Source organism: Mycobacterium sp. SMC-21 (assembly GCF_045310825.1).
Classification (GTDB): domain Bacteria; phylum Actinomycetota; class Actinomycetes; order Mycobacteriales; family Mycobacteriaceae; genus Mycobacterium.
Genome location: NZ_JBJIAO010000002.1, coordinates 60,371 through 79,762, shown reverse-complemented (window position 1 = coordinate 79,762; position 19,392 = coordinate 60,371). Strand labels below are relative to the sequence as shown.

Here is a 19,392-nt window from a genome sequence, read left to right as displayed (position 1 = left end):
GAATCGACCTGTGGGAGTGTGAAGGCCCGCGATCGGAGGTCCGAAGTGAAATGGGCAGCAAGGTCATTGTGTGCAGTGGCGTCAGGCGTGCTGCTCGCGGCATCGGCATGCAGCTTGGAAGGCGCGCGCGGCAACTACGGCACCGGCCCGGACGCGATCATCACCGTCAACGGCGGTGAGCCGCAGAACGGTCTGGTGCCCACCAACACCAACGAGAACATGGGTGGTCGCATCGTCGACTCGTTGTTCACCGGCCTCTACAGTTACACCGCCGACGGCACGCCGGTATTGGCGAACGCAGCGTCCGTGGACACCACCGACAACCAGCACTACACCGTTCACCTCAAGCGCGACTGGACCTTCACCGACGGCACCCCGGTGCGCGCCGAAAACTACGTCCGCGCATGGAATTTCGGTGCGGCCACCATCAATGCGCAGCTGCAGCAGAGCTTCTTCTCACCGATCGAGGGTTACGACGCCGTCGCCGCCGAGGGTTCCCCGCTGACCGACATGTCGGGCTTGAAGGTGTTGGACGACTACACCTTCACGGTGCGCCTCACGAGCCCCAACATCGACTTCAAATTGGGGCTCGGGTTCACGCCCTTCAAGCCGTTGCCCGACGTGTTCTTCACCGAAGGCGCCGCCAAGTTCGGCGAGCATCCCGTCGGGAACGGCCCCTACATGCTGAAGAGCCCGGACGCCTGGCTGCACAACGTCAAGCTCGACGTCGTGCGCAACCCGAACTACAAGGGTCCGGACAAGCCGAAGAACGGTGGCCTGAGTTTCATCTTCTACAGCAGCTTCGACACCGCGTACACCGACCTCGAGTCCGGCAACCTCGACGTGCTCGACACCGTGCCGGTGAGCGCGCTGGGCACGTACAAGAAGGTGCTCGGCAGCAGGGCGCTGACCAAACCGACCGCCCAGAATCTGCAACTCGGCATCCCCTATTACCTGCCGCATTTCACCGGCGAGGAGGGTCGCCTGCGACGCACGGCTATTTCGATGGCGATCAACCGGCCCGAGATCATCAAGGCGATCTTCCGCGGCGCCCGCGGTGCGGCGCAGGACTTCACCGCCCGGTCGCTACCAGGCTGGGATCCGAACATCCCGGGCAACGAGGTGCTGACGTTCGATCCGGTCAAGGCCAAGCAGCTGTGGGCGCAGGCCAACGCGATCGCCCCGTGGTCCGGCACCTTCGAGGTCGCGTACAACTCCGACGGCGATCACCAGGTGTGGGTGGACGCGCTGTCGAATCAGTTGAAGAACACGCTCGGCATCGACGCGCACGGCGCTCCGCAGCCGACGTTCAAGCAGGTCCGCGACGCCATCACCAAGCGGACCATTCGGACCGCGTTCCGCAGCGGATGGCAGGGCGACTACCCGTCGATGATCGAGTTCCTGCAGCCCCAGTTCGTGACCGGCGCGGGCTCCAACGATCCGGTCTACAGTTCACCGGCGTTCGACGCGAAGCTCATCGAGGCCGAACGGGCGCTCGACCCGAACCAGTCGTACGCGCTGGTCAATCAGGCCCAGGCGATCCTGATGCACGACCTCCCGGTGATACCCCTCTGGGACTACATCGCGGCCGGCGGCGTCGGACCGGGCGTGACGGCTCAGCTGACCTGGAACGGTCTGGCTGATTTCACCCAGATCACCAAGGGCGACGTCGCCGAGAACACCAAGGGATAACCGATGCTGAGATACGGATTGAGCCGGCTCGGGCAGGTGGTGATCGTGTTCTTCGGCGCGACCTTCCTGATCTACGCGCTCGTCTTCCTGCTGCCCGCCGACCCGATCTCCGCGCTGGGCGGCGGCAAGCCCATGTCGCCCGCGCTGATCGCGACACTGCGTGCGCAGTATCACCTGGACCAGCCGTTCTACTCGCAGTACTGGCACTACATCAGCGGGGTGTTCCGGTTGGACTTCGGCACCTCCTTCTCGGGCCAGCCGGTGTTCGACGTGATGAAACGGGCCTTCCCCGTCACCGTCGATCTCGCGCTCATCGCGCTCGCCGTCGAGGCGGTGTTCGGTGTGACGTTCGGCGTGCTCGCGGGTCTGAACAAGGGCAAGTGGTTCGACACCACGATCCTGATCGTGACGCTCCTGATCGTCGCCGTCCCGATCTTCGTGATCGGCTTTGCGGCGCAGTACCTGTTCGGTGTGCGCTGGCAGCTCTTGCCCGTCACCGTTGGCGGCCATCTCGACGTCTATCACCTGCTGCTGCCCGGATTCGTGCTCGGTGCGGTGTCGTTCGCATACGTTGTCCGGCTGACCCGCTCGTCGGTCGCGCAGAACCTCTCGGCGGACTACGTGCGGACCGCGACGGCGAAGGGGCTGTCCCGCCCGCGGGTGATCCTGGTGCACGTCCTGCGCAACTCGCTGATCCCGGTGGTGACGTTTCTCGGCGCCGACCTCGGTGTGCTGATGGGCGGCGCGATCGTGACGGAAGGCATCTTCAACATTCCGGGAGTGGGCGGAACCATCTATCAGGCGGTGATCCGGGGCGAGTCGTCGACCGTCGTGTCCTTCGTGACCGTGCTCGTGCTCATCTACCTGGCGTCCAACGTGGTGGTCGACCTGCTCTATGCCGCCCTCGACCCGAGGATCCGCTATGCCTGAGCCCCAGACGCAACCCACCCGCTACCCCGGCCAGGAGCGTTTCGTCGCGGGCCCGGACGTGGTCAGCGTCGCCGCGATCGACGCGGTCGCCGCCGATGTGGATCCCGCCGGCTTCTGGAAGTCGGCATGGCTGGAGCTGCGCACCAAGCCGGAGTTCATCGTGTCGATGGTGTTGCTGGCCGTGATCGTGGTCGTCGTGCTCTTCCCGGGACTGTTCACCAGCCAGGACCCGCATTACGGTTCGCTCGAGCAGTCGCTGCTGCCGCCCAGTTCCGCGCACTGGTTCGGGACCGACCGGCAGGGCTACGACATCTACACCCGGACGATCTACGGCGCCCGCGCCTCGGTGGCGGTGGGCGTGCTGACCACGATCGTCGTGGTCCTGATCGGCGGCCTGCTCGGCGCCGTAGCCGGGTTCTTCGGCGGCTGGATCGACTCGGTGATCGCGCGGCTGTCGGACGTCTTCTTCGGTATCCCGCTGATTCTCGCGGCGGTGGTCACGATGCAGATGATCAGTTCTCGCACCGTGTTCACCGTGGTGATCGTGCTCGCGATCTTCAGCTGGCCGCAGATCGCGCGCATCGCCCGATCGGCCGCGATCGCGGTCCGCAACGAGGAGTTCATCACCGCGTCGCGGTCGCTGGGCGCGTCCCGGGTGCGCACCCTGTTCACCCACGTCATACCCAACGCGCTGGGCCCGGTGATCGTCGTCGGCACCATCTCGCTGGGCATCTTCATCGTCACCGAGGCGACGCTGTCGTATCTCGGTATCGGACTACCGTCCACGGCAGTGTCGTGGGGCATCGACATCGCGGCCGGGCAGCAATTGCTCCGCGAGGGCACGCCCATCCTGTTCTACCCGGCGGCGGCGCTGGCGATCACTGTGCTCACCTTCATGATGCTCGGTGACGTGCTGCGCGACGCGCTGGACCCGAAGGCGAGGACCCGCTGATGACCCAGACACCGAACGAGGGCGCCGCGCCGCTGCTCGACATCCGCGACCTGCAGGTCGACTTCCGCGCGCAGGGCAAGTCGGTGCCGGCGGTGCGAGGCGTGAGCCTGACCGTCTATCCAGGGCAGACGGTGGCCATCGTCGGCGAGTCCGGGTCGGGTAAATCGACCACGGCCGCCGCGGTGCTCGGACTGTTGCCGGGGACCGGCAAGGTGACCGGCGGTCAGATCCTGTTCGACGGCCAGGACCTGGCCACCGCGTCGCGCCGCGACTTCGAGAAGATCCGGGGCAGCGGCGTGGGTCTGGTCCCGCAGGACCCCAACACGAACCTGAACCCGGTGTGGCGCGTCGGATTTCAGATCCGCGAAACCTTGCAGGCCAATGGCGCGGCGAAGCGGGGTGACGCGCGCAAACGCGCCATCGCGCTGCTCAGCGAGGCCGGCATGCGCGACGCCGACAAACGGGTCAATCAGTTCCCGCATGAGTACTCGGGCGGCATGCGCCAGCGGGCGCTGATCGCGATCGGGCTCGCCTGCCGGCCGAAGCTGCTGATCGCCGATGAGCCGACCTCGGCCCTGGACGTGACGGTGCAACGGCAGATTCTGGACCATCTCGAGGAGTTGACCACCGAGCTCGGCACCGCGGTCCTACTCATCACGCACGATCTCGGCCTGGCCGCGGAACGCGCCAGCCACCTTGTCGTCATGTACAAGGGCCGGGTGGTCGAGTCGGGACCCGCCCTGCAGATCCTGCAGGACCCCCACCACGAGTACACCAAGCGGCTGGTGCGCGCGGCGCCCTCCTTGGCCGCGCGGCGCACCGACGGCGAGCTCGTGGGCGACCAGGCGCTGCCGCTCAAGGTCGGGACCACCCAGCACGCGTCGTCGGGCCCTCAGGACGTGCTGGTCGCGACCAACTTGATCAAAGACTTCCCGATCCGCGGTGCCGTCCCGTTCCGCGGCGGCTCGACCTTTCGTGCCGTGAACGATGTCAGTTTCACGCTGCGACGCGGGACGACCACCGCGGTGGTCGGCGAGTCCGGCTCGGGAAAGTCGACGGTGGCGCGCATGGTGCTGGGACTGTTGGAGGCGACCTCGGGCACAGTGCATTTCGACGGTAAGGACGTCACATCGCTGCGGGGCGCCGACGCGAAGGAGTTCCGCCGCCGGGTACAGCCGGTGTTCCAGAACCCGTACGGGTCACTGGATCCGATGTACTCCATCTACCGGGCGATCGCCGAGCCGCTGAACATCCACGGCATCGGAGACAAGTCCTCCCGCACCGCTCGCGTGAAGGAGCTGCTGGACCTGGTCGCACTGCCGCAGTCGGTCATGCAGCGCTTCCCCAACGAGCTGTCCGGCGGGCAGCGGCAGCGCGTCGCGATCGCCCGTGCCCTCGCGCTCAACCCCGAGGTGGTGGTGTGCGACGAGGCGGTGTCGGCGTTGGACGTGCTTGTGCAGGCACAGATCCTGACGCTCCTGCGCGATCTGCAGAACGAGCTCGGCCTGAGCTACCTGTTCATCACCCACGATCTGGCAGTGGTGAAGGAGATCGCCCACAACGTGATCGTGATGTCACGCGGCGAGGTGGTGGATTCCGGGCCCACCGACCAGGTGTACGAGAACCCGACGTCGGACTACACCCGGATGTTGATCGACGCGATCCCAGGCGGGACGATCGAGCTCGCCGGCTGATGCTGTGGCCGTGCGGCGCAGTGACTTTCGGGGATTGCCCAGCTGCCGGCTTTGCGGGCGCGGCTAACCCTGCGGGTAGAAGAGAAACAACACACAGCCCGACGCCGACTGCGGAATGTGCCATGATCCCGCCGGTGCGTGCAGGAAAGTCCCTGCGGGATAGTCGTTTACGCCGTCGTTGAACACGCCGGAGACGACGTACACTTCCTCTGGCCCTGGACTGTGATGGTCTTCGTCACCCCATACCGCGCCGGGGGCGATGGTCGTCACCGCCGCCTTGGCGCCATCTTCGCCCCGCCACAGCAGCCGGGCTGTGATGCCCGGGAAGATTTCGACCGGGTCGACGTCTGCCACTGACTTCCAGGCATACCCGGGGGCGTTGGGGCCGAACCAGGCTGCATCTCCTGCGACTGAGTCCACGGAATGCAAAACCAGGGCTCCCGTTGCGCTATTCCGACGACCCCACATTCCTGCTCGACGCCCCGATCCACCTGGACATGAAGAAGGCCCCCGGAGAGTTCTCCGGGGGCCTTCTCGCTAGTAGCGGGGACAGGATTCGAACCTGCGACCTCTGGGTTATGAGCCCAGCGAGCTACCGAGCTGCTCCACCCCGCGTCGGTGAATACAACGTTACCCAACGCTGCCGAATGAACCAAATCGTATGGTCAGACAGGGTTTTTGGGACCACCTGGTGAACCTGCGCCAGATGCAGAACTGCCCAACTCCCGAAGGAGTTGGGCAGTTTCTGACTCATGCGGACTACTTGGCGTCGCGGTACCTCGCCATGGCGTCGTCGAGCTTCTGCAGCGCGGCGCCGTACTGGGCGAAATTGCCGCTCTGCTGGGCCGCACGCATGCCGTCGAGGGCCGCGTTGACGTCTTGCAGGGCAGCCGCTTTCGCGGGCGACAGCGTCAGCGGCACGCCAGGTGACTGCACCGCGACCGGCGGGGGCTGCGGTCCCGCGGCAGGCGGCTGGACGGCCCCCGGAACGGCCGCCGGAGGCGGCGTGCCGGCCGGCACATCGGTCGGAGCCGGACCGGTCGCGGTGGCACCGGCGCCGGGCCCGAAGATGCCGTTGAGGGCGTCACGGACCGTCGGGCCGTAGCCGACCTTGTCGTTGTACATCATCGCCACGCGGATCAGTCGCGGGTACGACGAGGCCGCGTCACTGGCGCCCGGCGAGGCGTAAACCGGTGCGACATAGAGCAACCCGCCCTGCCCGACCGGCAGCGTCAAGAGATTGCCCCACCGGATCCGGTTCTGGTTGTCCCGGCCGATGACGCCGAGATCCTGGCTGACCGCGGTGTCGGTGCTGATCGCGTTGAACGCCAGCTTGGGACCGTTGACCTGACCCGGGATGGTCAGCACGGTGATCTTGCCGTACGTTGCCGGATCGGAGCTGGCGCTGATGTACGCCGCCAGGAAGTCCCGCCGAAACCGGTTCATCGCCGTGGTCAGCTGGAACGACGACGAATCACCACCCGTGGCAAGGTCTTTCGCGACGATGTAGTACGGCGGCTGGAAGCTGCTGGCCGTCGGGTTGGGATCGAGCGGCACGTCCCAGAAGTCCGATGTCGAGAAGAACGTCACCGGATCGTTGACGTGGTACTTGGCCAGCAGCATGCGCTGGACCTTGAACAGGTCCTCCGGGTAGCGCAGGTGCTCGGCGAGTTCCTTGCTGATGGCCGACTTCGGCTTCACGGTGTCCGGGAACACCTTCATCCACGCCTGCAGCACCGGGTCGTGCTCGTCCTGCTCGTACAGCGTGACGGTGCCGTCGTAGGCGTCGACGGTGGCCTTCACCGAGTTGCGGATGTACGAGACCTGCTTGTCCGGCAACATCCGGTTGACCGCAACCTCATTCGAGTCGGCGGTCGCACTCGACAGCGACGTCAGCTCCGAGTACGGGTAGTTGTCCAGGGTGGTGTAGCCGTCGACGATCCACACCATGCGCTTGTTGACGATCGCCGGGTAGACCGTCGAGTCGGTGGTCAGCCACGGCGCCACTGCCTCGACCCGGTGGGCCGGGTCACGGTTGAACAGAATCTTGCTGTTCGGCCCGATGACGCTGGAGAACAAGAAGTTCCGCTCGGCGAACTTGGCGGCGAAGACCGACCGGGCCAGCCAGTTGCCGATGTCCACACCACCGGTACCGCCGTAGGTGTAGTTCTTCGTCTCGGTGTTGGTCTCGTAGTCGTACTCGCGGTCGGCGCCGTTCTTGCCGACGATGGCGTAATCCGATGGCGCGCTGGCGATCACCGGACCGAAGTAGATGCGCGGCTGATCCAGCGGTGCCGGACCGGGCGACACGGCCGCGCCATTGGCGCCGACCACGCTGGCCAGGAACTCCGGGTAGCCGCCGTTCTGGTTGGGGTCATTGGCGATACCGCGCACGGTGTTGGCGGGCGAGGCGATGAAGCCGTTGCCGTGGGTGTAGACCGAGTGCTTGTTGATCCAGTCGCGCTGGTTGTCGATCAGCCGGTCCGGGTTCAATTCCCGTGCCGCGACGACGAAGTCGCGCAGCTTGCCGTCCGGCCCGTTGTAACGGTCGATGGACAGCTGGTCCGGGAAGCTGTAGAAGTTCTTGCCCTGCTGGAACTGCGTGAAGGCCGGCCCGACGATGGTCGGGTCGAGCAGGCGGATGTTCGACGTCGTCGCCCGGTCGGCCGCCACCTGCTCGGCGGTGGCGGGCGCGTTGCCGCTGTAGTCACGGTAGGTCACCGAATCGCCGGTCAACCCGTACGCGTCGCGCGTCGCCGTGATACTGCGACTGATGTAGTCGCGTTCCTTCTGCGCCGCATTGGGTTTGACGCTGAACTGCTCGACCAACATGGGCCAGCCGGCCCCGACGATCACCGAGCTCAGCAGCAGCAGGACCAAGCCGATCGCCGGAATCCGCAAGTCCCGCAGCACCAGCGCCGAGAACACGGCCACCGCGCAGATCACCGCGATCGCCAGCAGGATCAGCTTCGCCGGCAGCACCGCGTTGATGTCCGTGTAGCCGGCGCCGGTGAACGGCTTACCGGCCCGGGTGTGGCTGAGCAGCTCGTACCGGTCGAACCAGTAGGCAACGGCCTTGAGCAGCACCAGGATTCCCACCAGCGACACCAGCTGCATGCGCGCCGCGCGGCTGAGCGCGCCCTGGCGGCCCGACAAGCGGATGCCGCCGAACACGTAGTGGCCCAACAGGTTCCCGACCAGCATTAGGAAGACGCCGACGAACAGGTAGCCGAGCACCAGCCGGTAGAAGGGCAGGTCGAACGCGTAGAAGCCCAGATCCTTGCCGAATTCGGGATCGGTGATGCCGAACGAGCCGCCGTGCAGGAACAGCTGCACCCGCACCCAGTAGGTCTGCGCCACGAAGCCGCCCAGCAGCCCGATGAACGCCGGGACACCGATGGCGAACAACCGCAGTCGCGACAGGACGGTGGCGCGGTAGCGGGCCACCGGGTCATTGGGTCCGGACGCCGGCACGAACACCGGCCGGGACCGGTACGCCAGTGCCATTCCACCGAACGCCACGGCGCCGATGAAGACGCCGGCCACCAGGAAGACCACCAGACGCGTCACCAGGACGGTGCTGAACACCGAACGGAAGCCGACCTCACCGAACCACAGCCAGTCCACGTAGGCGTCGACCAGTCGCGGGCCGACCATCAACAAACCGACGATCAGCAGCGCGATCCCGACCAGGATTCGGCTTCGTCGCGTCAGCTTCGGCATCCTCGCCGCAGGCCGCATCCCCACTCGTCAGCTCCAGTCTGTTGAAAAGTCTGTATGAAATCTGAAAAGGCCAGCTTGACCTACGACTCTACGCAACCAGGGGTGATCGCGAGTTCAGCAGCGGGGAGGTTCGCCACCAGCGGACACCGCGTGCAGCGCGTCGACGGCACCACTGAGGTTCTCGACCTTGATCAGCCCGAGTCCGTCCAGGCGGGCCGAGACCGCTTCGGCGCAGTTCTCGGCGGGCACCATGAACACCGTCGCGCCGGCCTCGCGGGCCGCCAGCATCTTGTGCGTGATGCCGCCGATCGGGCCCACCTTGCCGTCGTCGCCGATGGTGCCGGTACCCGCAACGAACTTGCCGCCGTTCAGGTTTCCGTCGGTCAGCTTGTCGACGACGGCGAGGCTGAACATCAGACCGGCCGACGGGCCACCGATGTTGGCGAGGTTGAAGTCGATGACGAACGGCGCCCACGGCGCGTTGAGCACCGTCGTACCGAGGTAGCCGTAGTCACGGTCCTTGTTGGTGCCCAACGTGATGGTCGTGACGCCGATCCCGGCGTTCTTGCGCCGGTAGTCGAGCACGACGTGGTCACCGGGCTTGGTTTTCTTCAGCAGTCCGGTGAACTCTTCGACGGTGGCCACCGGAATGCCGTTGACCGCATCGATGGCATCGCCGGGGCGCAACTGACCGGCCGAGGGCCCCGGATCGGCGACGGCCTGGACCGTCACCGCCTTCGGGTACTTCAGGTAACTCAACGCCGCGTACTCGGCGTCTTCCTCGGAGTTCTTGAAGTCGGCGTTGTTGGCCTTGTCGACCTGCTCCTTGGACTTGTCCGGCGGATACACCAGGTCGCGCGGCACCAGCTGCTCGCGGCCCGACATCCACAGCGCCAGCGCCTGGCCCAGCGTCAGCCCGTCGCTCTGCGACACCGTGGTCATGTTCAGGTGTCCGGAGGTCGGGTGCACCTTGACGTCGCCCTTGATGTCGACGACCTTTTTGCCGTCGACCTCGCCGAGCGTGTCGAACGTCGGGCCGGGACCCAGCGAGACGAAGGGCACGGTCACCACCGACACCAGTACGACGAACACGATGATCGGCACCAGAGCGACCACGAGCGTAGAAATCCGCCTGTTCACGCCGCCAACAGTAAAGCTCGTGGCTCGGTTCGCTGACAGCATGACCCGCGAAGCCACCCGCCGGCGATGCGGGCAGTACCGTTGACGGTATGGCTGACCTGCCTTTCGGCTTCTCCAGCGGCGAAGACCCCGACCGCGACAAGTCCAAGAAAGAACCTGGACCAGGCTCTTCCGGTGGCTCCTCGGACCCGTTCGGGTTCGGCAACGCGTTCGGCGGTCCCGGCGGCGCCGGCATGCCCGACCTCGGGCAGATCTTCACGCAGCTCGGCGCGATGTTCAGTGGCGCGGGCGCGTCGATGAACAATCCCCAGTCCGGCCCGGTCAACTACGACCTGGCCCGCAAGCTGGCGTCGAACTCGATCGGCTTCGTCAAGCCGGTGCCCGAGCAGACCGCGACGGCCATCTCCGACGCCGTGCACCTGGCGGAGACCTGGCTCGATGGCGTCACCGCCCTGCCGGCCGGCACCACCCGCGCCGTGGCGTGGACGCCGAGCGACTGGCTCGACAACACCCTCAACACCTGGAAGCGGCTGTGCGACCCGGTCGCCGAGCAGCTGTCGACGGTGTGGGTGTCGGCGTTGCCCGAAGAGGCCAAGGCGATGGCCGGACCGCTGCTGGCGATGATGTCGCAGATGGGTGGCATGGCCTTCGGCTCGCAGCTGGGCCAGGCGCTGGGGACGTTGTCCAAGGAGGTGCTGACGTCCACCGACATCGGCCTGCCGCTGGGGCCGTCCGGTGTCGCCGCGCTGATGCCCGAGGCCGTCGAGGCGTTCGGCGAAGGTCTCGAGCAGCCGCGCAGCGAGGTGCTGACATTCCTCGCGGCGCGTGAAGCAGCCCACCACCGGCTTTTCAGCCACGTGCCGTGGCTGGCCAGCCAGCTGCTCAGCGCCGTCGAAGCCTTTGCCAAGGGCATGAAGATCGACATGAGCGGCTTCGAGGAGATGGCCTCCGGCCTGGACCCGGCGGCGCTGATGGGCGACCCGGGCGCCATGGAAAAGCTGCTGAGCCAGGGCATGTTCGAACCGAAGGCCACCCCCGAGCAGGCCGCGGCGCTGGAACGACTGGAGACGCTGCTGGCGCTCATCGAGGGCTGGGTGCAGACCGTCGTCACCGCCGCACTCGGTGAGCGGCTGCCCGGCACGTCGGCGCTGAGCGAGACGCTGCGTCGTCGTCGCGCCACCGGCGGACCCGCCGAGCAGACCTTCGCGACCCTCGTGGGCCTGGAACTGCGGCCGCGCAAGATGCGCGAGGCCGCCACCCTGTGGGAGAAGCTGACCGACGCCGTCGGCGCCGACAAGCGCGACGCCGTCTGGCAACACCCCGATCTGCTGCCCAGCGCCGCCGATCTGGACGAGCCCGCGGCCTTCATCGACCAGGCGCTCGGCGGCGACACCTCGGATCTCGATCAGGCGCTGGCCGATCTGGAGAAGGACCTCAAGCGGTCCGCCGACGAGGACGCGGGAGACGACCCAGCCGAGGGCTGAGTGCCTGTGGATAACTGATTCGCCGAATCGGCGTGCTGTTGGCACAGTTGGCCCATGACCACGTCTCGTCAGACCCTGAACCCGGCCATGCCGGTGTTGCAGCGGCCCGACGGGACGGTGCAGCTCGGCTGGGACCCGCGGCGCGCCATCGGCATTCGGCCTCCGGACGGGTTGACGGTCGGTGACCTGGCGGACTTGCTGCGCGGCATGCAGAGCGGCGTCGACGCCGAGAGCAGCCAGGCGCTCGCGCTGGCGGCCGGGCTGACCGACGTCGACGGCTGGACCGGCTTGGTCGACGCTCTGAACTCAGCGGGACTGTTGCAGACGGCGCCGGATACCGGCCGGCGACCGGTGTCGGTACGCATTCACGGCAGCGGTCCCCTCTCGGACCTGTTGGCCGGCGCCTTGAATTGTTCCGGAACCCGGGTGCGCACCAGCCGATTCGGCCACGTGGCCGTCACGCGGGACGCCGCCGATCTGGTGGTGCTGTCCGATTTCCTGGTCGCCGACCGCCGTCTGGTGCGCGACCTGCACCGTGCCGGGGTCCCGCATCTGCCGGTGCGGATCCGGGACGGCACCGGGCTGATCGGTCCCCTCGTTCTGCCCGGGGCGACGAGCTGCCTGAACTGTGCCGACCTCCACCGCAGCGACCGCGACGCGTCGTGGCCGGTGCTGGCCGCCCAATTGGAGGGCACCGTCGGCAGCGCCGACCGGGCGACGGTACTGGCCACCGCGGCGGTGGCGCTCAACCAGGTGGACCGGGTGATCGACGCGATCCGCGGCGGCGGGGCCCGCGCAGAACCACCGCCGACGCTCGATGCCACCCTCGAATTCGACATCGGCTCGCGGACCACGGTGGTGCGCCGGTGGTCGCGTCATCCGCTGTGTGACTGGTGCGATCGACTTTCGTGACAACGCGCGTTGCCATGTCGCTGCCGTGCACTCAGCAACGTCATGGATGATGTGAATGTGGCTGATATCAAACGGGGCAGTGTGGCACGCAACGCGAAGCTCGCCGGTCTGGCCGGCGGCATGGCGGGACGGGCGGCGCTGGGGTTGGGCAAGCGCCTGGCGGGCAGGTCCAAGGACGAGGTGACCGCCGAGCTGATGGACAAGGCGGCCAACCAGCTGTTCACCGTGCTGGGTGAACTCAAGGGCGGGGCGATGAAGGTCGGCCAGGCCCTGTCGGTGATGGAGGCGGCGATTCCCGAGCAGTACGGCAAGCCGTACCGCGAGGCGCTGACCAAGCTGCAGCGCGAAGCCCCGCCCCTGCCGGCCGCCAAGGTGCACCGCGTGCTCGATGCGCAGCTGGGTACCAAGTGGCGCGACCGCTTCCAGTCCTTCGATGACGCCCCGGTCGCGTCGGCCAGCATCGGCCAGGTGCACAAGGCCGTCTGGTCCGACGGCCGCGAGGTCGCGGTCAAAATCCAGTACCCCGGCGCCGACGAGGCGCTGCGTGCCGACCTGAAGACCATCCAGCGTCTGGTCGGCGTCTTCAAGCAGCTGGCGCCCGGCGCCGATGTCCAGGGCGTCGTCGACGAGCTGATCGACCGCACCGAGATGGAGCTGGACTACCGGCTGGAGGCCGACAACCAGCGGGCGTTCGCGAAGGCCTACGCCGGGCACCCGCATTTCAAGGTGCCGGCGATCGTGGCCAGCGCGCCGAAGGTCGTCATCGCCGAGTGGATGGACGGCATCCCGATGTCGGTCATCATCCGGGAGGGCACCGTCGAGCAGCGCGATCTGATGGGTACCCGGCTGTCGGAGCTGACATTCGACGCGCCGGCGCGCCTGGAGATCATGCACGGGGACACCCACCCCGGGAACTTCATGCTGTTGCCCGACGGTCGCATGGGCGTCATCGACTTCGGCGCGGTGGCGCCACTGCCCGGTGGGCTGCCGACCGCGATCGGCGAGATGATCAGCCTGGCGCGGGACAAGAACTACGACAAACTGCTGCCGGTGATGGAGGAAGCCGGGTTTATCCAGCCGGGCGAAGAGGTCCCGATCTTCGAGGTCGACAACATGCTGCGGCAGTACGTCGAGCCGGTCCAGACCGACGTCTTCCACTACACGCGGCGCTGGATCATGAAAATGGCTGCGGGCCAGTTGGACAACGGCGTGAACCAGATCAAGATGGCCCGTCAGCTCGACATGCCGCGGAATCTGGTCATCCCGCTGCGCGTGATCGCGTCGACCGTGGCGATCTGCTGTCAGCTGGACGCCCACGTTCCCGTGAAAGCCATTGCCACGGAACTGGTTCCGGGCTTCACGCCGTAGTCAGCGGCGATTACGCGGCCGCTCGGCGCCGGCGAGCGGCCGCGTAATGCACGCCAAACACGGTGTGTCGGCGTACAAACACGGCCGCTCGCGGTTGGTGCCCCCCGAGGTTTGGCCGCGGGGTCATGCCGCGACGACGTCCTTACGCGGACGACCGCGCGGACGCTTGCGTGCGATGACGGCGCCGCGCTCGAGGATCTCCCCACCCCAAACACCCCACGGCTCTTCACGTTCCAGCGCCTCGTTGAGGCACTGCAACCGGATCGGGCAGTCGGCGCACAGCGCCTTGGCCTGTTCCAGCTGAGTGGGGTTGTCAGCGAACCACATATCGGGGTCGCCGACATGACATGGCACCGCCAGCCTTTGTCGGCAAGTCTGGCTAGTCATGTCCTCATCACCTACTTCCTGGTCGTCTTGCGTCTCATCTGTCTGATGGATCGGTGACCAGGTGGTGGTTTTGAGGTTGTGCCCCAAAAACATTGGCCACGGATCCGGTGGTTTCGGGTCCGTGGCCAGGTTTTGGCTGCTGTGGGCGCTACCTAAGTAGTGCCTCGCTTCACGGACGCGAAGGTCTTGGCGTTGCGCTTGCGCTGCGGGATGTCGGCGACATGTCCAGCCGTCGCGAGACGTGCCGCCGGCATAGCGGCGGCTGCAGCGACAGCGGGAATGGCGGGAACGTCAACGATCTGATGCCAACCGGCGCCGACGCGCGATACCGCCTCATAGGCGGCAGCGGTCAACGGCGCACGGGAACCAGAGACAGCGAGGACAGCGCCACGGGACGCATCAAAGCTGATCATCGGGGCCACCTCCTCAGCGGTCGACTGCGGATTCACGGGGTGCGAATTCGCGGGATTTCGTTGCGGCTTCGAGGCTAGACGTTACCACCAAAATCAGGCAAGCGATTTTTTGACCAGCAGTTTTGGCGCAATTTGCGTCAAGTTTGGCGCAATTTAGTGGGGCTAACGGGACGCGTTCACCAATGCCAGCACATCCGGCCCGTATTGCTCCAGCTTGCGCGCACCGATGCCGGGAATGGCCACCAGCGCGGCATTGTCGGCCGGCAGGGCCTCGGCGATCGCGATCAAGGTGTTGTCGGTGAACACCACGTAGGCGGGCACCTTCATCTCCTGCGCGGTACGCAGGCGCCACTCCTTGAGCCGGCCGAGCAGCTCCTCGTCCAGGTTCGACGGGCACGATTCGCAGCGCCGCAACAGGATCGCGGTCGACGACGTCAGCGCCGCATTGCAGACCCGGCAGCGCGGCGCTGGACCCCGTTTACGTTGCGGCTGTTGGGGTTCCCGGCGGCTCTGCGGTGTAAGCCCGTTGAGGAACCGCGAGGGCTTGCGGCTCTGCCGCCCGCCGGCGGCCCGGGCTAGCGCCCACGAAATCGTCAAATGCACTCTGGCCCTGGTGATTCCGACGTAGAAGAGGCGGCGCTCCTCTTCGACCGGTTCGCTGTCCGCGCCATGTGACAGTGCGTGCGAGATGGGCAGCGTGCCGTCGACCAGACCGACCAGGAACACCGCATCCCATTCGAGGCCCTTGGCGGCGTGCAGCGACGCCAGCGTGACGCCCTGCACCACCGGTGGGTGCCGCGAATCGGCGCGCTGACGCAGCTCGACGAGCAGGCCCTGCAGGTCCAGGTTGGGACGCACCGCGACTTCCTGCTCGACCAATTCGACCAAGGCCAACAACGCATCCCAGCGTTCCCGGGCCTTGGTACCCGCCGGCGGCTCGGCCGTCAGGCCCAGCGGTTCCAGCAGATCCCGGACCAACTGGGGCAGCTCGACACCGGCGACGTCACCCTGGTGTCCCGCGGCGCGCTGCAGCGCCAGCAACGACTGCCGAATCTCCTGGCGGCTGAAGAAGCCCTCACCTCCGCGCACCTGGAACGCCACCCCGGCCGCGGTGAGCGCCTCCTCGTACACCTCGGACTGCGCGTTGATGCGGTACAGCACCGCGATTTCCGAAGGGGCAGTTCCGGATTGGATGAGCTTCTTGATGGCGGCGGCGACCGCGTTGGCCTCGGCGACCTCGTCGGGATGTTCCCGGAACACCGGCTTGGGCCCCGGATCGCGCTGACCGATGAGCTGCAACCGGCTGGCGGCCATCCGGCCGGACGCCGCCGAGATCACCTGATTGGCCAGCGACACCACCTGCGGCGTGCTGCGGTAGTCGCGCTCCAGCCGGATCAGCGCCGCATCGGGGAACCGCCGCGAGAAGTCGAGGAGGTATTGCGGGGTGGCGCCGGTGAACGAGTAGATGGTCTGGTTGGCGTCACCGACCACCGTCAGGTCGTCGCGCTCCCCCACCCAGGCGTTGAGCACCCGCTGTTGCAGCGGGGTGACGTCCTGGTACTCGTCGACGACGAAGCAGCGGTAGCGGTCGCGGAATTCGCCGGCGACGGCGGCGTCGTTCTCGATGGCGGCGGCGGTGTGCAACAGCAGGTCGTCGAAGTCCAGCAGCGCCGATCCGTCGCGCCGGGCCTTGAGGCCCTCATACCCGGCATACACCGCGGCGACCTTGGCGGCGTCGAACGGGATGTCCCGCTCGATCTTGGCGACCTGCTCCGGGTACAGCTCGGGACTGATGAGGGACGACTTGGCCCATTCGATCTCGCCAGCCAAGTCGCGCACGTCGTCGGTACTGGCCTGAATGCCCGCCCGATTGGCCGCCTGCGCGACCACCGCGAACTTGCTGTCGAGCAGCTCCCAGCCGGTGTCCCCGACTACCCGCGGCCAGAAGTACCGCAGTTGCCGCAGCGCCGCGGCGTGGAACGTCATGGCCTGGACGGCCCCGGTGCCTTGTGCTCCGTCGATCTCGCTTTCCAGGCTGCGGAGGCGGCCGCGCATCTCACCGGCGGCGCGTTGGGTGAACGTCACGGCCAGCACCTGACTCGGCGCGACGTGTCCGGCGGCGACCAGATACGCGATACGGCGGGTGATGGTGCGGGTCTTGCCCGTGCCGGCACCGGCCAGCACGCACACCGGGCCGCGCGGCGCGAGGACGGCCTCACGCTGTTCGTCGTCGAGGTCCTCGAGGAGTGTGGACGGCGGGGCCTCGGCTGGCATGGCCTCCATCATGGCAGGCGGGTGTGACACACGAGGCACCGCTGGGCGGCATGATGCGACGATCGGATACGTTGAGGTGCGTTATGAGTGCACTGATCATGTACAGCACGACCTGGTGCGGCTACTGCAAGCGGCTCAAGACCGCGCTGAAGGCCGAAGGCATCTCCTACACCGAGATCGATATCGAGCAGGACCCGGCGGCCGCCGAGTTCGTCGGTTCGGTCAACAACGGCAACCACGTGGTTCCGACGGTCAAGTTCCCCGACGGCTCGACGCTGACCAACCCCAGCATCAAGGACGTCAAAGCCAAGCTGAGTTAGGGATTTGTGCACGATTTTCCGCGCTGGCCGCGGATTTTCGTGCACAAATCACTGGGCCGCCCAGGATTCGATGATCTCCCGGGCGATCGAGATGGAGCCGGGCAGCAGCAGCCGGGTGTCCGCCGTGCTGTTCCAGTCGCCGTGCTCGAGGGCCTCGCGCACCTCGGCCCGGGTGAACCAGTCGGCCTCGGCGATCTCGCCGTCGTTGAACGAGAACGGCTGCTCCGGATCACCGATGGCGTGGAAGCCGACCATCAGCGAACGCGGGAACGGCCACGGCTGACTGCCCAGGTACTTGACGTCGGTGACGGTCAGACCGATCTCCTCGGCGATCTCGCGTACCACGCAGCTCTCGAACGATTCGCCGGCCTCGACGAACCCGGCCAGCAGTGAGAACAACCGCTCGGGCCAGTTGGTCTGCCGGGCCAGCACCGCGCGGTCATGCCCGTCGTGCACGAGGCAGATGATCGCCGGGTCGATGCGCGGGAATTCCTCGTGGCCGCCGACGCTGTTGACCCGCGCCCAGCCGCCCTTGATCGGCTTGGTGGGCGCGCCGTCGATGGCGCTGAAGCGGGCGCTGTCATGCCAGTTCAGCAGTGCCGTCGCCGTCGAGACGAGCTGCGCGCTGATGTCGTCGAAGATCGGCCCGGCCCGGCGCAGGTCGAGGACCTCAACCGGCGCGTCCGTCCCGCCCGTCGGCTCCTCCAGTGCGGCGCGCACGCCCCACACATGGCGGCCGTCGGGCATCCGGCCCAGGAACACCGCGTGCTCGTCGGGCTTGTCGCCGAGTTCCGCGGCACGCCCGAGCACCACCCGGCCACCGGAGATCAACACCTGATTACGGCGGTCCACGCGCAGCAGCAGCGCGTCCTTCCAGCCGGCGATCGCGGCGTCGACGTCGGTGCGCAGCGTGTCGGCCCGGTCGGCACCGACCCGGGACAGCAGCGGGACGTTACGCAGGGTGAAATCGCTCATCGCGGGGCTTACCGTTCGACTTCGGCGTTGCGGATGTAGAGCAGCCGGTCCCCGGCCGCCAGGGCGTCGACCTCAGGCGAGTCGACCCGCAGCAGCTGCCCGTCGCGCACCACCCCGAGCACGATGTCGGTCAAGTGCCGCGGCGAACCGCCGAGCTCCTTGGCCTCGACCTCGCGCTCGGAGATCGCGAAGCCGGCGTCGGGGGTGAGCAGGTCTTCGACCATCTCGACGACGCTCGGCGTCTGGGTCGCGATGCCCAGCAGCCGGCCGGCGGTCTCCGAGGACACGACCGTCGAGTCGGCGCCGGACTGCCGTAGCAGGTGCTGGTTCTCGGCCTCGCGGGCCGAGGCGACGATCTTGGCCTTGGGCGCCACCTCGCGCGCGGTCAGCGTGACGAGCACGGCGGTGGCGTCTTTGTCGGTCGCGACGACGATGGACTTCGCGTGCTGGGCGCCGGCGAGGCGCAGCACCTCCGACTTGGTGGCGTCGCCGACCACGGTGACCAGTCCGGCGGCACGCGCCCGGTCCAGGGCCGCCGGGTTCTCGTCGACGACGACGATGTCTCCGGGGGCGACCTCGTCACCGACCATGGCCTGGACCGCGGTGCGGCCCTTGGTCCCGTAACCGACGACGATGGTGTGGTTGCGCACGGTGCTCCTCCATCGCTGAATCTTCAAGGCTTGACGAGACTGCGTGGTCAGCGTCTCGACGGTCGTACCGATGAGCACGATCAGGAACGCGATCCGCATGGGCGTGATCACCAGGACGTTCACCAGGCGCGCGCTCGGTGTCAGCGGTGTGATGTCGCCATAGCCGGTGGTCGACAGCGACACCGTCGCGTAGTAGATGCAGTCCAGGAGCGACATCTCGTTCTCCTGGGCGTCGCGGTAGCCGTCGCGGTCGAGGTACACGACAAGCACCGCGGCGGCGAGCACCAGCAGCGCGTAGATGACACGGCGCACGATCCGGCGGATGGGACTGACGAACGCTTCCGGAATCTGCAGCACATCAACCAGATCCGCGTTCTGGCGGCTCGTGAGGTTCTGTTCCATCGCGGCCATGCGCCGCGACAACCTAACGCGAGCCATGCGGCTCCATTATCTGGCGGAGACTCACCACGAGACGGCT

At 67.1% G+C, this 19,392-nt stretch carries 16 protein-coding genes and 1 tRNA gene; 8 read left to right on the top strand and 9 right to left on the bottom strand.

Going from position 1 to position 19,392, the window contains the following annotated elements:
- Window positions 1–75 precede the first annotated feature (75 nt).
- Genes ACJH6H_RS02260 through ACJH6H_RS02245 form a run of 4 tightly spaced genes read left to right on the top strand, consistent with a single transcriptional unit; the run spans window position 76 to window position 5,268 of the window.
- Window positions 76–1,692 (top strand): ABC transporter substrate-binding protein, encoded by a 1,617-nt coding sequence (locus ACJH6H_RS02260; RefSeq protein ID WP_406774157.1) that lies wholly within the window; start codon window positions 76–78, stop codon window positions 1,690–1,692.
- Between the two features lie 3 nt (window positions 1,693–1,695).
- Window positions 1,696–2,622, top strand: a complete 927-nt coding sequence (locus ACJH6H_RS02255) for an ABC transporter permease (protein WP_406774156.1) — start codon at window positions 1,696–1,698, stop codon at window positions 2,620–2,622.
- Window positions 2,615–3,574, top strand: coding sequence for an ABC transporter permease (locus tag ACJH6H_RS02250; RefSeq protein WP_212806539.1), 960 nt, complete (start codon window positions 2,615–2,617; stop codon window positions 3,572–3,574). Before ACJH6H_RS02255 ends, ACJH6H_RS02250 begins: the two co-directional genes overlap by 8 nt.
- Complete coding sequence (locus ACJH6H_RS02245; protein WP_406774155.1) at window positions 3,574–5,268, top strand: dipeptide ABC transporter ATP-binding protein; 1,695 nt, start codon at window positions 3,574–3,576, stop codon at window positions 5,266–5,268. The genes ACJH6H_RS02250 and ACJH6H_RS02245 overlap by 1 nt, the downstream gene beginning before the upstream one ends.
- Window positions 5,269–5,331: 63 nt before the next feature.
- Here the strand turns inward: ACJH6H_RS02245 and ACJH6H_RS02240 are convergent, their stop codons facing one another.
- From ACJH6H_RS02240 to ACJH6H_RS02225, 4 genes are all read right to left on the bottom strand, one after another.
- Window positions 5,332–5,688 (bottom strand): cupin domain-containing protein, encoded by a 357-nt coding sequence (locus ACJH6H_RS02240; RefSeq protein ID WP_212806541.1) that lies wholly within the window; start codon window positions 5,686–5,688, stop codon window positions 5,332–5,334.
- A gap of 121 nt (window positions 5,689–5,809) precedes the next feature.
- Window positions 5,810–5,883: transfer RNA gene (locus ACJH6H_RS02235), tRNA-Met, on the bottom strand.
- 144 nt (window positions 5,884–6,027) lie between these two features.
- Window positions 6,028–9,015, bottom strand: coding sequence for a UPF0182 family protein (locus ACJH6H_RS02230; RefSeq protein WP_212806542.1), 2,988 nt, complete (start codon window positions 9,013–9,015; stop codon window positions 6,028–6,030).
- A gap of 90 nt (window positions 9,016–9,105) precedes the next feature.
- Window positions 9,106–10,131, bottom strand: a complete 1,026-nt coding sequence (locus tag ACJH6H_RS02225; RefSeq protein WP_212806543.1) for a PDZ domain-containing protein — start codon at window positions 10,129–10,131, stop codon at window positions 9,106–9,108.
- An 89-nt stretch (window positions 10,132–10,220) separates the two neighbouring features.
- Between ACJH6H_RS02225 and ACJH6H_RS02220 the strand changes: the two genes are divergently transcribed.
- The 3 genes from ACJH6H_RS02220 to ACJH6H_RS02210 are packed head-to-tail and all read left to right on the top strand — an operon-like array spanning window position 10,221 to window position 13,895.
- On the top strand, window positions 10,221–11,615 hold the full coding sequence (locus ACJH6H_RS02220) for a zinc-dependent metalloprotease (protein ID WP_212806544.1): 1,395 nt from the start codon (window positions 10,221–10,223) through the stop codon (window positions 11,613–11,615).
- Between the two features lie 54 nt (window positions 11,616–11,669).
- Window positions 11,670–12,527, top strand: a complete 858-nt coding sequence (locus ACJH6H_RS02215; RefSeq protein WP_212806545.1) for a TOMM precursor leader peptide-binding protein — start codon at window positions 11,670–11,672, stop codon at window positions 12,525–12,527.
- 42 nt (window positions 12,528–12,569) lie between these two features.
- Complete coding sequence (locus tag ACJH6H_RS02210; protein WP_406774154.1) at window positions 12,570–13,895, top strand: ABC1 kinase family protein; 1,326 nt, start codon at window positions 12,570–12,572, stop codon at window positions 13,893–13,895.
- A gap of 123 nt (window positions 13,896–14,018) precedes the next feature.
- Here the strand turns inward: ACJH6H_RS02210 and ACJH6H_RS02205 are convergent, their stop codons facing one another.
- The 3 genes from ACJH6H_RS02205 to ACJH6H_RS02195 form a co-directional block, all read right to left on the bottom strand.
- Complete coding sequence (locus tag ACJH6H_RS02205; protein WP_029105582.1) at window positions 14,019–14,282, bottom strand: WhiB family transcriptional regulator; 264 nt, start codon at window positions 14,280–14,282, stop codon at window positions 14,019–14,021.
- Window positions 14,283–14,434: 152 nt separating this feature from the next.
- Window positions 14,435–14,695: a hypothetical protein gene (locus tag ACJH6H_RS02200; RefSeq protein ID WP_318984132.1), complete on the bottom strand. Its 261-nt coding sequence runs from the start codon at window positions 14,693–14,695 to the stop codon at window positions 14,435–14,437.
- Window positions 14,696–14,857: 162 nt separating this feature from the next.
- The gene (locus tag ACJH6H_RS02195) at window positions 14,858–16,969 is read right to left on the bottom strand and encodes an ATP-dependent DNA helicase UvrD2 (protein WP_318984131.1); all 2,112 of its coding nucleotides are present in this window, start codon (window positions 16,967–16,969) and stop codon (window positions 14,858–14,860) included.
- Window positions 16,970–17,052: 83 nt separating this feature from the next.
- Here ACJH6H_RS02195 and mrx1 point away from each other — a divergent pair, with 83 nt between their 5' ends.
- Complete coding sequence (mrx1, locus tag ACJH6H_RS02190) at window positions 17,053–17,289, top strand: mycoredoxin (RefSeq protein WP_212806548.1); 237 nt, start codon at window positions 17,053–17,055, stop codon at window positions 17,287–17,289.
- Between the two features lie 48 nt (window positions 17,290–17,337).
- Here mrx1 and nudC read toward each other — a convergent pair whose 3' ends face one another.
- Both nudC and ACJH6H_RS02180 read right to left on the bottom strand, forming a co-directional pair.
- Complete coding sequence (gene nudC, locus ACJH6H_RS02185) at window positions 17,338–18,264, bottom strand: NAD(+) diphosphatase (RefSeq protein ID WP_346416429.1); 927 nt, start codon at window positions 18,262–18,264, stop codon at window positions 17,338–17,340.
- Between the two features lie 8 nt (window positions 18,265–18,272).
- Entirely contained in the window at window positions 18,273–19,352 is a 1,080-nt protein-coding gene (locus tag ACJH6H_RS02180; RefSeq protein WP_212806550.1) for a TrkA family potassium uptake protein, read from the bottom strand.
- Between the last annotated feature and the right edge of the window lie 40 nt (window positions 19,353–19,392).

Excerpts from the sequence above, each read along its gene's own strand:
- ACJH6H_RS02255 (WP_406774156.1), top strand. The coding sequence starts at position 1,696 with ATGCTGAGATACGGATTGAGCCGGCTCGGGCAGGTGGTGATCGTGTTC.
- ACJH6H_RS02250 (WP_212806539.1), top strand. The coding sequence starts at position 2,615 with ATGCCTGAGCCCCAGACGCAACCCACCCGCTACCCCGGCCAGGAGCGT.
- ACJH6H_RS02245 (WP_406774155.1), top strand. The coding sequence starts at position 3,574 with ATGACCCAGACACCGAACGAGGGCGCCGCGCCGCTGCTCGACATCCGC.
- ACJH6H_RS02220 (WP_212806544.1), top strand. The coding sequence starts at position 10,221 with ATGGCTGACCTGCCTTTCGGCTTCTCCAGCGGCGAAGACCCCGACCGC.
- ACJH6H_RS02215 (WP_212806545.1), top strand. The coding sequence starts at position 11,670 with ATGACCACGTCTCGTCAGACCCTGAACCCGGCCATGCCGGTGTTGCAG.
- ACJH6H_RS02210 (WP_406774154.1), top strand. The coding sequence starts at position 12,570 with ATGGATGATGTGAATGTGGCTGATATCAAACGGGGCAGTGTGGCACGC.
- ACJH6H_RS02205 (WP_029105582.1), bottom strand. The coding sequence starts at position 14,282 with ATGACTAGCCAGACTTGCCGACAAAGGCTGGCGGTGCCATGTCATGTC.
- ACJH6H_RS02200 (WP_318984132.1), bottom strand. The coding sequence starts at position 14,695 with ATGATCAGCTTTGATGCGTCCCGTGGCGCTGTCCTCGCTGTCTCTGGT.
- ACJH6H_RS02195 (WP_318984131.1), bottom strand. The coding sequence starts at position 16,969 with ATGCCAGCCGAGGCCCCGCCGTCCACACTCCTCGAGGACCTCGACGAC.
- mrx1 (WP_212806548.1), top strand. The coding sequence starts at position 17,053 with ATGAGTGCACTGATCATGTACAGCACGACCTGGTGCGGCTACTGCAAG.
- nudC (WP_346416429.1), bottom strand. The coding sequence starts at position 18,264 with ATGAGCGATTTCACCCTGCGTAACGTCCCGCTGCTGTCCCGGGTCGGT.
- ACJH6H_RS02180 (WP_212806550.1), bottom strand. The coding sequence starts at position 19,352 with ATGGCTCGCGTTAGGTTGTCGCGGCGCATGGCCGCGATGGAACAGAAC.